General features: G+C 69.8%; 13 protein-coding genes and 1 pseudogene. 7 read left to right on the top strand and 7 right to left on the bottom strand.

The features are described from left to right. Positions 1–218 precede the first annotated feature (218 nt). Positions 219–1,961: a recombinase family protein gene (locus ADL08_RS33510; RefSeq protein ID WP_078968590.1), complete on the bottom strand. Its 1,743-nt coding sequence runs from the start codon at positions 1,959–1,961 to the stop codon at positions 219–221. Positions 1,962–1,997: 36 nt separating this feature from the next. Between ADL08_RS33510 and ADL08_RS33515 the strand changes: the two are divergent. After that, positions 1,998–2,291 (top strand): annotated as a pseudogene (locus tag ADL08_RS33515) (phosphoribosyltransferase); the annotation flags it as partial. A 67-nt stretch (positions 2,292–2,358) separates the two neighbouring features. Here the strand turns inward: ADL08_RS33515 and ADL08_RS33520 are convergent. The 3 genes from ADL08_RS33520 to ADL08_RS33530 form a co-directional block, all read right to left on the bottom strand. Continuing rightward, a complete protein-coding gene (locus tag ADL08_RS33520; protein WP_053649817.1) occupies positions 2,359–3,246 on the bottom strand; it encodes a Yip1 family protein in 888 nt (295 codons plus the stop codon). A 132-nt stretch (positions 3,247–3,378) separates the two neighbouring features. Beyond that, positions 3,379–5,640, bottom strand: a complete 2,262-nt coding sequence (locus ADL08_RS33525) for a (Fe-S)-binding protein (RefSeq protein WP_053649819.1) — start codon at positions 5,638–5,640, stop codon at positions 3,379–3,381. A gap of 150 nt (positions 5,641–5,790) precedes the next feature. Beyond that, a complete protein-coding gene (locus ADL08_RS33530; protein WP_053649821.1) occupies positions 5,791–6,303 on the bottom strand; it encodes a sugar transferase in 513 nt (170 codons plus the stop codon). 261 nt (positions 6,304–6,564) lie between these two features. Between ADL08_RS33530 and dnaK the strand changes: the two genes are divergently transcribed. Genes dnaK through ADL08_RS33550 form a run of 4 tightly spaced genes read left to right on the top strand, consistent with a single transcriptional unit; the run spans position 6,565 to position 10,728 of the window. After that, positions 6,565–8,415 (top strand): molecular chaperone DnaK, encoded by a 1,851-nt coding sequence (gene dnaK / locus ADL08_RS33535; RefSeq protein WP_053649823.1) that lies wholly within the window; start codon positions 6,565–6,567, stop codon positions 8,413–8,415. Continuing rightward, complete coding sequence (gene grpE / locus ADL08_RS33540) at positions 8,412–9,074, top strand: nucleotide exchange factor GrpE (protein WP_053649825.1); 663 nt, start codon at positions 8,412–8,414, stop codon at positions 9,072–9,074. The genes dnaK and grpE overlap by 4 nt, the downstream gene beginning before the upstream one ends. Positions 9,075–9,104: 30 nt before the next feature. Continuing rightward, positions 9,105–10,280 carry a molecular chaperone DnaJ gene (gene dnaJ / locus ADL08_RS33545; protein WP_053649828.1) on the top strand — a complete coding sequence of 392 codons (1,176 nt, stop codon included), beginning with the start codon at positions 9,105–9,107 and terminating at the stop codon, positions 10,278–10,280. 4 nt (positions 10,281–10,284) lie between these two features. After that, positions 10,285–10,728 carry a heat shock protein transcriptional repressor HspR gene (locus ADL08_RS33550; RefSeq protein ID WP_053649830.1) on the top strand — a complete coding sequence of 148 codons (444 nt, stop codon included), beginning with the start codon at positions 10,285–10,287 and terminating at the stop codon, positions 10,726–10,728. Positions 10,729–10,792: 64 nt separating this feature from the next. Here ADL08_RS33550 and ADL08_RS33555 read toward each other — a convergent pair whose 3' ends face one another. Then, positions 10,793–11,284, bottom strand: coding sequence for a hypothetical protein (locus ADL08_RS33555; RefSeq protein ID WP_420709676.1), 492 nt, complete (start codon positions 11,282–11,284; stop codon positions 10,793–10,795). A 5-nt stretch (positions 11,285–11,289) separates the two neighbouring features. Then, positions 11,290–12,270, bottom strand: a complete 981-nt coding sequence (locus tag ADL08_RS33560; protein ID WP_053669353.1) for a hypothetical protein — start codon at positions 12,268–12,270, stop codon at positions 11,290–11,292. A 133-nt stretch (positions 12,271–12,403) separates the two neighbouring features. On the opposite strand from ADL08_RS33560, the gene ADL08_RS33565 reads away from it, so the two are divergent. Together ADL08_RS33565 and ADL08_RS33570 are read left to right on the top strand one after the other, a co-directional pair. Then, positions 12,404–12,691: a hypothetical protein gene (locus ADL08_RS33565; protein ID WP_159043156.1), complete on the top strand. Its 288-nt coding sequence runs from the start codon at positions 12,404–12,406 to the stop codon at positions 12,689–12,691. Between the two features lie 8 nt (positions 12,692–12,699). Continuing rightward, entirely contained in the window at positions 12,700–13,017 is a 318-nt protein-coding gene (locus ADL08_RS33570) for a (2Fe-2S)-binding protein (RefSeq protein ID WP_053649837.1), read from the top strand. Between the two features lie 123 nt (positions 13,018–13,140). On the opposite strand, the gene ADL08_RS33575 is transcribed toward ADL08_RS33570, so the two are convergent. After that, positions 13,141–13,545, bottom strand: coding sequence for a pyridoxamine 5'-phosphate oxidase family protein (locus ADL08_RS33575; RefSeq protein ID WP_053649839.1), 405 nt, complete (start codon positions 13,543–13,545; stop codon positions 13,141–13,143). Between the last annotated feature and the right edge of the window lie 91 nt (positions 13,546–13,636).

Below are 13,636 nucleotides of genomic sequence, written 5' to 3' on the forward strand. Positions count from 1 at the left end.
CCGACGCTGACGACCGACACATCCTGATCGACGAAGCTCACATCACCGACACGGGCGCCATAGCCCTAGAGGGCGTCCTGAACGCCCTTCCCCCCGCGGGCGGGGACCGTGCTGCGGAGAGACGAGCCGAGCCCGAGAACGGCACCGCGAGCTCGATCTGACCACGAACGACAGGGCCCCGCAGGAACGATCCCGCGGGGCCCTCGCTGTACCTACCGTCACGCCGCCGTGATCACGTCGCCCTTACCGAGCTGCGGGCGCAGAACCTTGCGGGTGACCGTCACGTACGACGAGATCGGCACCCCCGCCCTGCTGTGCCGCCCCTTGCCGACAGGGTGCAGCGTGATCGTCAGCAGTGACTCGACGATCACCCGCCGCTGTGCGACGTGCAGATTGGCCCACGCCTTTGTGATCTCCTCGCGGGATGCGCCCGCAAGATCCGCCACCACTTCCGGCGCCCGCAGCGCCTTCGCTACGTCCTCCGCCTGCTTGATCTTCGGCAGCAAACGAGCCTCCATCGCGGCGAGCCCGTCGGCCGACAGCTCGCCCTCGGCCGCCTTGTCGCGGAACCCTTCCAGCCGCGCAGTCAGCAGCTCGGCCTCGGCCGAGGCGTTCGCGACCCGCTCTTGCAGCTCCCGATCGCCCTCGGTGTACGCCTTCACGAACGCCGGCGAGGCGAGCCAGTCGAACAGCTCGGCGAGCACGTACTCGTCGATCGGCGCCTGCTTGCCGCTCACGTGGTACCCCTTGGCCCCATCCTTGCCGGGCGTCTTGCACTGGTAATTCATGCCGTACTCGGTCGGGTCCGACACGACAGGGTGCTTGCACTCCGAGCAGCACATGATCGACGACAACAGGTACTTGGCCACCCCCGGGCGCGAGTTGCTCGGCTTCCGCCCCTTGGCCTTGTCGAGCGCCACGCACTTAGCGTGAATGTGCGGCGGCACGATCTGCGGCCACGCCGCCTCGTTGGTCACGACACCGTTGTGCCGACGCGCCCCGGTGTACCGGACATCCATGGCGATGTCCTTGACCGTGGGCCCGTGCCAGACGGCAGCGATCAGCGGCTCGTCGCGCTCGTTGAAGTCCTGCGCGATCGACAGCGGTTCCTCGCCCTGCGCGAGGCGTTCGACTGCCTCGGTCCACAGCCCCTCGTGTGCCGGGTCCGAGGGCCGTTCCAGCGACAACCGCGTGACCATGCCCTTCGACCACCGCAGCGCTGGCGGCTGGATTCCCCGCGCCTGCAAGTCCGTGGCGATCGTCTTGTACGGCTCGGCGTTCGCCACGCGGGTCCCGATTTCCAGCACGACGCGCGCCTTGTCCGGGTCCGCTTCCTCACACACGAACGCACCCGTCCGCGGGTCGTACACCCTCCTGTATCCGTACGCCGAGATGCCGTGCGGCCGGCCGAGCACTGCGTTCGAGCGCAACGTGCGCTTGACGTTGTCGCGCAGCTCGTCGACCTCGCGCTCGCCGATCAGCGCGTCGAGGCCCGTGCGGAAACGGTCGTCCTTGTTCGACAGGTCATAGACCTTGCCGCCGTAGCACCACAGGACGCCGTACTTCGCGCAGGTGTTGCGCAGGCGCGTGTACACCTCTAGGTCGCGCTGGAGTCGGCTCGACCCCCACGCGAACACGATGTCGAGCTTTCCGCCCTCGATCCACTCAATCATTCGTTCGAACTCTTCGCGCTCGCGGTCGCGGAAGCGAGAAGCCGAACGGTCATCGTCGATGAAGTCCTCGACGATGCCCACGCCGAGACGGTCGGCGTCACCCTGCGTGGCAGTGAGCTGCTCGCGCACCGAGAACCCTCGGCGCGCGGACTTGCCGCGGTACGCGCTCTTACGTGCGTACCTGCCACCGCGCAAACCGGAGAGAGGACGAGGACCCTCGCCCCGCTCCCCAGGAAGAACCACCGCGCGAGCTTCCTCGCGCTGACCAGCAACAACAGACGTTGTCATGCGCCCACCCTCACACTTCAAGACTGGGTCTTGCACGGGATTACTCTGGAGATGCCGGTCATGCTGGCGCCCGTCCCCAACGCGATCGACTTCAGCGACAAGAAGGTGCTCATCGCCGACGACGTCGCGGACACCGGCAAGACCCTCAAGCTCGTCCACGACTTCTGCGTCGACCACGTCGCCGAGGTCCGTTCGGCCGTCATCTACGAGAAGTCCCACTCCCTCGTGAAGTGCGAGTACGTGTGGAAGAAGACCGACGAGTGGATCAACTTTCCCTGGTCGGTCGAACCGCCCGTCGTTCGTCGTGAGGGCCAGGTCCTCGACGCCTGAGCCGTGAGCGGACGTGGAGAAGGCCCCCGCCGGATGCCGGCGGGGGCCTTCTCCACGTCCGTACGCGTTACAGCGTGCCCAGCTTGATCAGGCTCAGCAGCGCCACCAGCTGGATCGCCGACGCGCCCAGCGCCTTCGGCCACGGCAGGTCGTGGGAGCGGCTCACCATCACGGTGAAGAGCGCGCCCGCCGCCAGCCAGGTCAGCCAGCCGACGACCTGGACCAGGCCGTTCTCGCCGCCCAGGAAGAGGGCGAAGACCAGCCGGGGCGCGTCCGTGATCGACATGATCAGCATCGACAGGCCGACGGTCGGCTGCCAGGCCCCGTCGCCGCCCAGCTGGCGGGCCAGGGTGTGGGTGACCGCGCCCAGGATCAGTCCGCCGAGGACGAAGCCGAGGGCGGTCATCAGGACGTACGGGATCGCCGTCGACAGGGTCGCGTTGATCGCCTCTTCGCGGGCCTTGTCGAAGCCGAAGATCGCCAGCAGGCCGTAGAGGAAGGTGACGACCAGCGCCGGGCCCCAGACGGCGTGGTCCCGCATCCGCAGGAACGTGTCCGCGGGGCGCAGCACGATGCCGCTCAGGAGGGCCTTCCAGGGGAGCCGGGGGCCCACCGGGACGGGGGCCGCGCCGACGTGGTGGTCCGTGGCCGGGCCGTACGGGTCGTCCACGCTGAACATCTGCGTGTGGCCCGGGTTGTTCGCCGTGGCCGCGTGCGGGTGCTGGGGCTGCTGCCCGTACGGGTCGCCGAAGTACTCCGGCTCGCCGTAGGGCTGCCGGCCCTGTCCGCCCTGCCGGCCGTCCTGCTGTCCGTACGGCGGCCGGCCCTGGTCCTGCTGGGGCCACTGCTGCCGTGCGTGGGGCGGCGGGGCCGCGTCGTACCCGTACGGCGCCTGCTGCGGTCGTTGTTGCGGGGGGCGGTTTTCCCGGCCGCGTCCGTTCCTGAATCCAGCCACGTCATTGAACGTACCCGCTTCCGCCGGTCGGGCGCTCCTTTGCGGCTGACCTGTGACATCCCCTAAGGGGCGGTACGTACGGGAAAGGCCGCCCCGCGCGAAGGCGGGACGGCCGTTCTCGTGATCAGGTGCTTACGCGGCGGGCTCCGGCTCCGGCTCGGTCTCCTCGACCGGCTCCGGGTCGACCGGGGTCTTCACCGAGTCGAGGAGGAGCTGGGCGACGTCGACGACCGTGACGGACTCCTTGGCCTTGCCGTCGTTCTTCTTGCCGTTGACCGAGTCGGTCAGCATGACGAGGCAGAACGGGCAGGCGGTGGAGACGATGTCCGGGTTCAGGGACAGGGCCTCCTCGACGCGCTCGTTGTTGATGCGCTTGCCGATCCGCTCCTCCATCCACATCCGGGCGCCGCCGGCGCCGCAGCAGAAGCCGCGCTCCTTGTGGCGGTGCATCTCCTGCTGGCGCAGGCCGGGGACGGCGGACATGATCTCGCGCGGCGGCGTGTAGACCTTGTTGTGACGGCCCAGGTAGCAGGGGTCGTGGTAGGTGATGAGGCCCTCGACCGGGGTCACCGGGATCAGCCTGCCCTCGTCGATGAGGTGCTGGAGCAGCTGGGTGTGGTGGATGACCTCGTACTCGCCGCCGAGCTGCGGGTACTCGTTGGCGATGGTGTTGAAGCAGTGCGGGCAGGTCGAGACGATCTTCTTCGCCGACTTCGGCTTCTTCGTCGACTCGTCCTCGTCGTCCTCGCCGAACGCCATGTTCAGCATGGCGACGTTCTCCTGGGCGAGCTGCTGGAACAGCGGCTCGTTGCCCAGGCGGCGGGGGGAGTCACCGGTGCACTTCTCGTCGCCGCCCATGATCGCGAACTTGACGCCCGCGATGTTCAGCAGCTCGGCGAAGGCCTTGGTGGTCTTCTTGGCCCGGTCCTCCAGGGCGCCGGCGCAGCCGACCCAGTAGAGGTAGTCGAACTCGGAGAGGTCCTCGACGTCCTTGCCCACGATCGGGACCTCGAAGTCGACCTCCTTGGTCCACTCGACGCGCTGCTTCTTCGCCAGGCCCCAGGGGTTGCCCTTCTTCTCCAGGTTCTTGAGCATCGTGCCCGCCTCGGACGGGAACGCGGACTCGATCATCACCTGGTAGCGGCGCATGTCGACGATGTGGTCGATGTGCTCGATGTCGACCGGGCACTGCTCGACGCAGGCGCCGCAGGTGGTGCAGGACCACAGGACGTCGGGGTCGATGACGCCGTTCTCCTCGGCGGTGCCGATGAGGGGGCGCTCGGCCTCGGCGAGGGCCGACACGGGGACGTCCTCGAGCTGCTCCTCGGTGGCCTTCTCGTCGCCCTCCATGGTCTTGCCGCCGCCCGCGAGCAGGTAGGGCGCCTTGGCGTGCGCGTGGTCGCGCAGCGACATGATGAGGAGCTTGGGGGACAGCGGCTTGCCGGTGTTCCAGGCGGGGCACTGCGACTGGCAGCGGCCGCACTCGGTGCAGGTGGAGAAGTCCAGCAGGCCCTTCCAGGAGAACTGCTCGACCTGGGAGACGCCGAAGACCGCGTCCTCGGCCGGGTCCTCCCAGTCGATCTCCTTGCCGCCGGCGGTCATCGGCAGGAGCGCGCCCAGCGCGGTGGAGCCGTCGGCCTTGCGCTTGAACCAGATGTTCGGGAAGCCGAGGAAGCGGTGCCAGGCCACACCCATGTTGGTGTTCAGCGAGACGACGATCATCCAGACGAACGAGGTGCTGATCTTCACCATGGCGGTGAAGTAGATGAGGTTCTGCAGCACCGGCAGGCTCAGGCCCTTGAAGGCCAGGACGAGCGGGTACGAGGCGAAGTACGCGGCCTCGTAGTGCTCGACGTGGTGGATCGCGCCCTCCAGGCCGCGCAGCACGTAGATCGCGAGGCCGATGGTGAGGATGACGTACTCGACGAAGTAGGCCTGGCCCGCCTTGGAGCCGGCGAAGCGCGACTTGCGGCCGGCCCGGCCCGGGAGGCTCAGCAGGCGGATCACGATCAGGGCCGCGATGCCGAGGATCGTCATCACGCCGATGAACTCGATGTAGAGCTCGAACGGCAGGAAGCCACCGATCACCGGCAGCGTCCAGTCGGCCCGGAAGAGCTGGCCGAAGGCCTGCGCCAGGGTCGGCGGCAGGGTCAGGAAGCCGACCGCGACGAACCAGTGGGCGAAGCCGACGACGCCCCAGCGGTTCATGCGCGTGTGGCCGAGGAACTCCCTGACCAGGGTCACGCTGCGCTGGTACGGGTTGTCGGTGCGGGTCCCGGCCGGGACGGGCTGGCCCAGCTTGAAGTACCGGACGAACTGGCCGATGGCGCGAGCCAGCAGGGCAACGCCGACCACGGTCAGCGTCAGCGACACAATGATCGCGGCGAGTTGCATGACGGGCTCCTCGAGCGGGCCCGCTCAGTGCCTGAGCTGAGCCTACTAAGCGGTAACTTATTTATTCCGTGCTGAGATTACCCGTTCGGGGCCGGGTGATGCAGGGGCCCTCGCGGTGATCTGTGTCGCTCAGGCAACCCTTGCCGGGACTTAGGCAATCCTTGCCGGACGACCCGCCGCGCGGCCTGCCGCACGGCGTCTGCGCACTGCTGGAAGCGTACGCGCCAGGATCAGCAGGTCCGTCCCGAGCCAGTGGTGGTCCACGTAGTGGAGGTCGAGCAGCTCCCGCTCCTCCCACGGCAGGTCCGAGCGTCCGCTGACCTGCCAGGGCCCGGTGAGCCCCGGCCGCACGGAGAGCCGGCGGCGCCCCTCGCCCGCGCACTCCCGGTGGCCCGGGGTCAGCGGGCACGGCCCGACGAGGGACATCCGGCCCGCCACGACGTGCAGCAGCAGCGGCAGCGCGGCCAGCGGACTCCTGGTGCGGAAGGTCAGCATCGTGAACGGCCGCCCCTCCAGGCCCGCCACCGTCCGGCGGTGCAGCACCCCGCGGCCGGGGGACGCCGACCCGAGCGCGACCGAGAGGGCGACGGCGGCGAGCAGCGGGGCGAGGGCGGTGAGGAGCGCGAGCCCGCCCAGGACGTCGAAGAGGCGCTTGGCCGTCATTCCCCCACATCCTTCCGCGTGAGAATCATGGGATATTCGTGGGATATGCCTGCTTTGCCCGGGAAGGGGCACCCGGACTCTCTCACGGGTCGCCCCGCCGGGAGGGGGAATGACGCGCTCCTCCACCCCTCCGGACCGGGCCTCTGAGCGGATGGGCGGGCGAAGAGTTGAGTCGACTCGGCTCAGGTCTGTTGACTCGGTCCGGGGTGTCGTGCATCCTTGAGCCAGTACCACTCAAGTCGGTCAGCTGGAGGAATCGAAATGGCACGTGCGGTCGGCATCGACCTGGGCACGACTAACTCCGTCGTCAGCGTTCTGGAAGGCGGCGAGCCCACCGTCATCACCAACGCAGAGGGCGCCAGGACCACGCCGTCCGTCGTCGCCTTCGCGAAGAACGGCGAGGTGCTCGTCGGCGAGGTGGCCAAGCGCCAGGCCGTCACCAACGTCGACAGGACCATCCGGTCGGTCAAGCGCCACATGGGCACCGACTGGAAGATCGAGATCGACGGCAAGAACTTCAACCCGCAGCAGATGAGCGCCTTCATCCTGCAGAAGCTGAAGCGCGACGCCGAGGCCTACCTGGGCGAGAAGGTCGTCGACGCGGTCATCACCGTCCCGGCGTACTTCAACGACTCCGAGCGCCAGGCCACCAAGGAGGCCGGTGAGATCGCGGGCCTCAACGTCCTGCGCATCGTCAACGAGCCGACCGCGGCCGCCCTGGCCTACGGCCTCGACAAGGACGACCAGACGATCCTCGTCTTCGACCTCGGTGGCGGCACCTTCGACGTGTCGCTCCTGGAGATCGGCGACGGCGTCGTCGAGGTGAAGGCCACCAACGGTGACAACCACCTCGGTGGTGACGACTGGGACCAGCGCGTCGTCGACTACCTGGTGACGCAGTTCCAGAACGGTCACGGCGTGGACCTGGCCAAGGACAAGATGGCCCTCCAGCGTCTGCGCGAGGCGGCCGAGAAGGCGAAGATCGAGCTGTCCTCCTCCACGGAGACCTCGATCAACCTGCCCTACATCACGGCCTCCGCCGAGGGCCCGCTGCACCTGGACGAGAAGCTCACGCGCGCCCAGTTCCAGCAGCTGACCTCGGACCTCCTGGAGCGCTGCAAGGTCCCGTTCCACAACGTCATCAAGGACGCGGGCATCGCCCTCTCCGAGATCGACCACGTCGTCCTCGTCGGCGGCTCCACCCGCATGCCGGCCGTCGCCGAGCTCGTCAAGGAGCTGACCGGCGGCCAGGACGCCAACAAGGGCGTCAACCCGGACGAGGTCGTCGCCATCGGCGCCGCCCTCCAGGCCGGTGTCCTCAAGGGTGAGGTCAAGGACGTCCTGCTCCTCGACGTGACCCCGCTGTCCCTCGGCATCGAGACCAAGGGCGGCATCATGACCAAGCTGATCGAGCGCAACACCACGATCCCGACCAAGCGGTCCGAGATCTTCACGACGGCCGAGGACAACCAGCCGTCCGTGCAGATCCAGGTCTACCAGGGCGAGCGCGAGATCGCGGCGTACAACAAGAAGCTCGGCATGTTCGAGCTGACCGGCCTCCCGCCGGCCCCGCGCGGCGTCCCGCAGATCGAGGTCGCCTTCGACATCGACGCCAACGGCATCATGCACGTGACCGCGAAGGACCTGGGCACGGGCAAGGAGCAGAAGATGACCGTCACCGGCGGCTCCTCGCTGCCGAAGGACGAGGTCGACCGGATGCGCCAGGAGGCCGAGCAGTACGCGGACGAGGACCACCGCCGCCGCGAGGCCGCCGAGTCCCGCAACCAGGGCGAGCAGCTCGTCTACCAGACGGAGAAGTTCCTCAAGGACAACGAGGACAAGGTCCCCGGTGACGTCAAGGCCGAGGTCGAGGAGGCCCTCGCCGAGCTGAAGGAGAAGCTCAAGGGCGAGGACACCGCCGAGATCCGCACCGCCACCGAGAAGGTCGCGGCCGTCTCGCAGAAGCTCGGCCAGGCGCTCTACGCCGACGCCCAGGGCGCGCAGGCCGCCGGCGGCGACGCCGGTGCCGGTGCCGGTCAGGCGAAGGCCGACGACGACGTCGTCGACGCCGAGATCGTGGACGACGAGCCCAAGAAGGGTGGCCAGGCGTGACCGAGGAGACCCCGGGCTTCGAGGAGAAGCCCGACGTCCCCTCCGGCGCCACCCCTGACGACGCCGCCGAGGCCGTCGAGGACTCCGCCCAGGAGGACGCGACGGCCCCGGCCGGGGACGCAAGCAGCCAGAAGCCGGCCGGCGACGTGGGCCTCACGGCCCAGCTGGACCAGGTGCGCTCCGCGCTCGACGAGCGCACCGCGGACCTCCAGCGGCTCCAGGCCGAGTACCAGAACTACCGCCGCCGCGTGGAGCGGGACCGGGTCACGGTCAAGGAGATCGCCGTCGCGAGCCTCCTGTCCGAGCTCCTTCCCGTGCTCGACGACGTCGGCCGGGCCCGGGACCACGGCGAGCTCGTGGGCGGGTTCAAGTCGGTGGCCGAATCGCTGGAGACCGTCGTCGCCAAGATGGGTCTGCAGCAGTTCGGCAAGGAGGGCGAGCCCTTCGACCCGACGATCCACGAGGCCCTGATGCACTCGTACGCGCCGGACGTCACCGAGACGACCTGCGTGGCGATCCTGCAGCCCGGGTACCGGATCGGCGAGCGGACCATCAGGCCCGCGCGCGTGGCCGTCGCCGAGCCCCAGCCGGGCGCGGCTCCGGCCAAGGACGAGAAGAAGTCGGCCGACGAGGAGAGCGGTGCCCCCGAAGAGGGGTGACGCAACGATCGTCCGGAAGGAGGGACGTCGATGAGCACGAAGGACTTCGTCGAGAAGGACTACTACAAGGTTCTCGGCGTCCCCAAGGACGCCACCGAGGCCGAGATCAAGAAGGCGTACCGGAAGCTCGCCCGCGAGAACCACCCGGACGCCAACAAGGGCGACACCAGGGCCGAGGAGCGCTTCAAGGAGATCTCCGAGGCGAACGACGTCCTCGGTGACCCCAAGCGGCGCAAGGAGTACGACGAGGCCCGCGCGCTCTTCGGGAACGGCGGCCTCCGGGCCGGCGGTCCCGGGGGCGGCGGCTCGTTCAACTTCGACCTGGGCGACCTCTTCGGGGGCGCCCAGGCCGGGGCCGGCGGCTTCGGCGGCGGTGGCGGCGGCATCGGGGACGTCTTCGGCGGCCTGTTCAACCGCGGCGGGGGCGGCGCCCGCACCCAGCCGCGGCGCGGCCAGGACGTCGAGTCCGAGGTGACCCTCAGCTTCACCGAGGCCATCGAGGGCGCGACCGTACCGCTGCGGATGTCCAGCCAGCAGCCGTGCACGGCGTGTTCGGGCACCGGCGACAAGAACGGCACGCCCCGGGTGTGCCCGACCTGCGTCGGCACCGGGCAGGTCTCGCGCGGCAGCGGCGGCGGCTTCTCGCTCACCGACCCCTGCGTGGACTGCAAGGGGCGCGGCCTCATCGCCGAGACCCCCTGCGACGTCTGCAAGGGCAGCGGCCGGGCCAAGTCCTCCCGCACCATGCAGGTCCGCATCCCCGCGGGCGTGAGCGACCACCAGAGGATCCGGCTGCGCGGCAAGGGCGCGCCGGGCGAGCGCGGCGGGCCCAACGGCGACCTGTACGTCGTGGTGCACGTCGACGCCCACCCGGTCTTCGGCCGCAAGGACGACAACCTCACCGTCACGGTGCCGGTCTCCTTCACGGAGGCGGCGCTCGGCGGCGAGGTCAAGGTGCCGACCCTCGGCGGCCCCGCGGTCACCCTCAAGCTGCCCGCTGGCACGCCCAACGGCCGGACCATGCGCGCCCGGGGCAAGGGCGCGGTCCGCAAGGACGGCACGCGCGGCGACCTGCTCGTCACGGTCGAGGTCGCCGTGCCGAAGGAGCTCGACGACAAGGCACGCGAGGCCCTGGAGACCTATCGCGAGGCGACGGCCTCCGAGGACCCGCGGGCCGAGCTGTTCCAGGCCGCGAAGGGAGCGTGACCCGGTGGACGGGCGCCGACGCAATCCGTACGAACTGACCGACGAGTCGCCGGTGTACGTCATCTCGGTGGCGGCCCAGCTCTCCGGTCTGCACCCCCAGACCCTCCGTCAGTACGACCGGCTCGGCCTGGTCTCCCCGGACCGCACGGCGGGCCGGGGGCGGCGCTACTCGGCCCGTGACATCGAACTGCTCCGCCAGGTGCAGCAGTTGTCGCAGGACGAGGGCATCAATCTGGCCGGGATCAAGCGCATCATCGAACTGGAGAACCAGGTCGCGGCGCTCCAGAGCCGGATCGCGGAGCTGTCGGCGGCCGTGGACGGCGCGGCGGCGGCGATGCGGCAGCGCGAGGCCCAGGTGCACGCCTCCTACCGGCGCGACCTCGTGCCGTACCAGGACGTGCAGCAGGCGAGCGCGCTGGTGGTCTGGCGCCCCAAGCGCGGCGATTAGCCCCGCGCTTCGCCTCATGCGACGAGGCCCCCTCCGCATCCGTGGAGGGGGCCTCGCGCGCGTCTCAGGGGATCAGCTCGGTGACGATGTCGCCGACCGTCTCCCACCAGGGGGCGGCCCCGGTGCCGAAGGCGGCGGCGAGGGCGGTGCCGACGGCGACGTCGAGCGGTTCGGGGGCGCGGTCCGGCAGCCATTCGGCGTCCACGCGCCCGTCCCCGCCGGAGATCAGGGTGCCGGTGCGCCGCCCGTTCCGGGTGAGCCGGCTCTCCGCGTACGAGCAGGGCACGAGCCGGTGGCGGACCCCGCCGACCACGGCGTCCACCCGGTAGGAGCGGCGCAGCAGCCGTCCCCGGGCGGGGCGCAGGACGGCCGGGGCGCCGTCCACGGTGAGCGTGAGGAGGGCCGCCTTGCGGGTGCCGATCGGGACGTGGTCCACCGGGGCGGCCCCCGGGGCCCGTACGAGCTCCACGACGGGCAGCCCGGGGCCGGAGACCCGCAGGGTCCCGGCGGGTCCGTCGAGGTCGATCCGCACGTCCCCGTCCATCGATGTGTTCACGCTGGTCAGTCGTCCTGTTCGAGAATGCCGGACTGGGCGATGAGGTAGCCGAGCTGGGCCCGGCTGCCGCTGCCGAGGGTGGCCGCGAGTTTGGCGATGTGGGCCCGGCAGGTGCGCACGTTCATCCCGAGCCGGCGGGCGATGGCCTCGTCCACGTACCCCTCGATGAGGAGCCGGGCGATGGAGCGCTGGACGCCGCCGATGCCGTCGGTCTTGATGTCGTACGGGATCTCCTCCCGGATCGGCACCGCCAGGCGCCAGAACTGGTCGAAGACGCCGCCGAGGTAGGCGACCAGGCCCGGGTGGCGCAGCTCCAGGGCGATCTGCCGGTCGCTGCGGGCGGGGATCAGGGCGACCTCGCGGTCCACGATGATCAGCCGGTCGATGATCTCTTCGAGGGTGCGGACCTGGACCTCGGGGCCGACGTGTTCCAGGTAGGTCAGGGTGAGTTCGGTGTGGCGCGCCGTGTGCTGGTAGAGGGTGCGCATGTTGATGCCGCGGCCCAGGAGCGGCGAGACGCGGTGGAGGGCCTCGGTGAGGGCCTGGGCGGGGCGGCCGCCGCCGGGCTGGACGGTGAGCAGTTCGCTGCGGCAGTTGGCGACGATCCGGTCGAGGCTCGCGTTGATCCGGTCGATGCCCTCGAGCACGGTGATGGCGTGTGTGGTCGGTGAGTCGTGGGCGCCGATGGCCATGAAAGGCTCGAAAGCGTCCGACAGGGCGACCGTGCGCCGGCGGCGGTCGAGGATTTCGCGCTCGATCGGCTGGAGCAGCTGGGCGAGGGCGGCGGAGGGTGGAACCGGACGCAGCCACTGGGCGTCGTCGGGATCGGGGTGGAGCAGGGACAGGTCCAGGAGGCAGGGCGCCTCGACCGTCTCTGACCGGGGTATTCGCCCCGTCCGCAGTGCGGACGCGTACAGCTCGGAGCCTGCCGCGCAGAGCTCCGCATGCGAATGAGGGTGACCTGTCTCGTCCGCTTGTTTCCCCATATGTACACCCCCAGGCTCCTGCATCTCAGGAACATGATGCATGGGTTTGGTGGTGCAAGCGGAGAGAGTAAGCCATCGTCTTACTCGCGGGGGTTGGAAAAGAGACGTTGCCTTCAAGTGAGGTTGCTCGGTGATGATGAAGAAGCTCATAAGTGCGGTGGCCGGAGTCGCCTTCATCGCGGCTGTCGCAGTGGGGGCCGTGGGAGTGACCCTGGACCCCGGCTGGCACGCGGAGCCGGCCAAGGTCCGGGCCGCTGTGAACGACCCGGGCTGGCACGTGGCTCCCGCGAACGACCCGGGCTGGCACCTGGCCTCCGTCACCGACCCCGGTTGGCACGCGGAGCCCGCCACCACGGTGCGGGCCCTCGTGAGCGACCCGGGCTGGCACGTGGCCCCCGCCGCCGACCCCGGCTGGAGTTAAGCGGGATCATGAACGTTCCCGATGACCCCAGGTTCCGGCGGGAGATGGCCTCGGCCTACCGATCCGGATGGCACTTCGTCGACCTCGCCACGGCCATCCCCCACCGTGGCGACTCGCTGAAGGTCACGCTCTTCGGAGAGCCGATCGTCGTCGCGCGGGAGCAGGACGAGGACGTCCGCGCCTACCGGTGCCTCCGCCGCCCGCGCGGTGCCCCGCAGCCCATCCGCTGTGCCATCCGGTACGGCATGATCTTCGTCAACCTCGACCAGCGGGACCACCAGCTGATCGAACCCGAGACCATCACCGCCACCCCCCGCAGTGCCTGAGCGATCCCCCCGTCGTTGTAGGTCGCCCAGGTACTTCCCCCACACAGCGGCGCCATCGCGGACCTGAAACGCGATGGCGCCGCTGTGCTGCGCCCGTGTCCCCTCCGGGCGCCCCGATGCGCGTCAGGCGCGGCCCATCGCCCGGGTGAGGGCGATCTCGATCACGACCCGGTCCGGGTTCGGGGCCGGCGTGCGGCCGTAGCGCTCCGCGTAGCGGTCGACGGCGTCCCCGACGGCCTCCGGCTCCGTGCGGATCCGGGCGACGCCCTCCAGGGTGGCCCAGCGCCCCTTGTCGACCTGGCAGACCGCGACCCGCGCGCCGTCCGCGCCCGCCGCGAGGACGTTGGCGACCTTCCGGCTGTTCCTGTTGGTGATCACGCGCGCGTACCCGCCCTCGGGGTCGTACGTGACGCCGACCGCGACCACGTGCGGGGTGCCGTCCGGGCGCGGGGTGGTCAGGGTGCACATGTGGTACTCGCGCCAGAAGCCGAGGTACGAGTCGGAGGGGTTCCTGGGATCCGTTGCCATGCCCGGAAACTACCCGGAGGGGGCTCCCTCCGTTGACTTGAGCGATACCGACTCAACTTTGTGTACTCTTGAGGAGTCACGGAAGTCATGG

It is taken from the genome of Streptomyces sp. NRRL F-6492, from assembly GCF_001280125.1.
GTDB lineage: Bacteria > Actinomycetota > Actinomycetes > Streptomycetales > Streptomycetaceae > Streptomyces.

Coding starts and splice junctions, on each gene's coding strand:
- ADL08_RS33510 (WP_078968590.1), bottom strand. CDS start 1,961: ATGACAACGTCTGTTGTTGCTGGTCAGCGCGAGGAAGCTCGCGCGGTG.
- ADL08_RS33525 (WP_053649819.1), bottom strand. CDS start 5,640: ATGCAACTCGCCGCGATCATTGTGTCGCTGACGCTGACCGTGGTCGGC.
- ADL08_RS33530 (WP_053649821.1), bottom strand. CDS start 6,303: ATGACGGCCAAGCGCCTCTTCGACGTCCTGGGCGGGCTCGCGCTCCTC.
- dnaK (WP_053649823.1), top strand. CDS start 6,565: ATGGCACGTGCGGTCGGCATCGACCTGGGCACGACTAACTCCGTCGTC.
- dnaJ (WP_053649828.1), top strand. CDS start 9,105: ATGAGCACGAAGGACTTCGTCGAGAAGGACTACTACAAGGTTCTCGGC.
- ADL08_RS33560 (WP_053669353.1), bottom strand. CDS start 12,270: ATGGGGAAACAAGCGGACGAGACAGGTCACCCTCATTCGCATGCGGAG.
- ADL08_RS33565 (WP_159043156.1), top strand. CDS start 12,404: ATGATGAAGAAGCTCATAAGTGCGGTGGCCGGAGTCGCCTTCATCGCG.
- ADL08_RS33570 (WP_053649837.1), top strand. CDS start 12,700: ATGAACGTTCCCGATGACCCCAGGTTCCGGCGGGAGATGGCCTCGGCC.
- ADL08_RS33575 (WP_053649839.1), bottom strand. CDS start 13,545: ATGGCAACGGATCCCAGGAACCCCTCCGACTCGTACCTCGGCTTCTGG.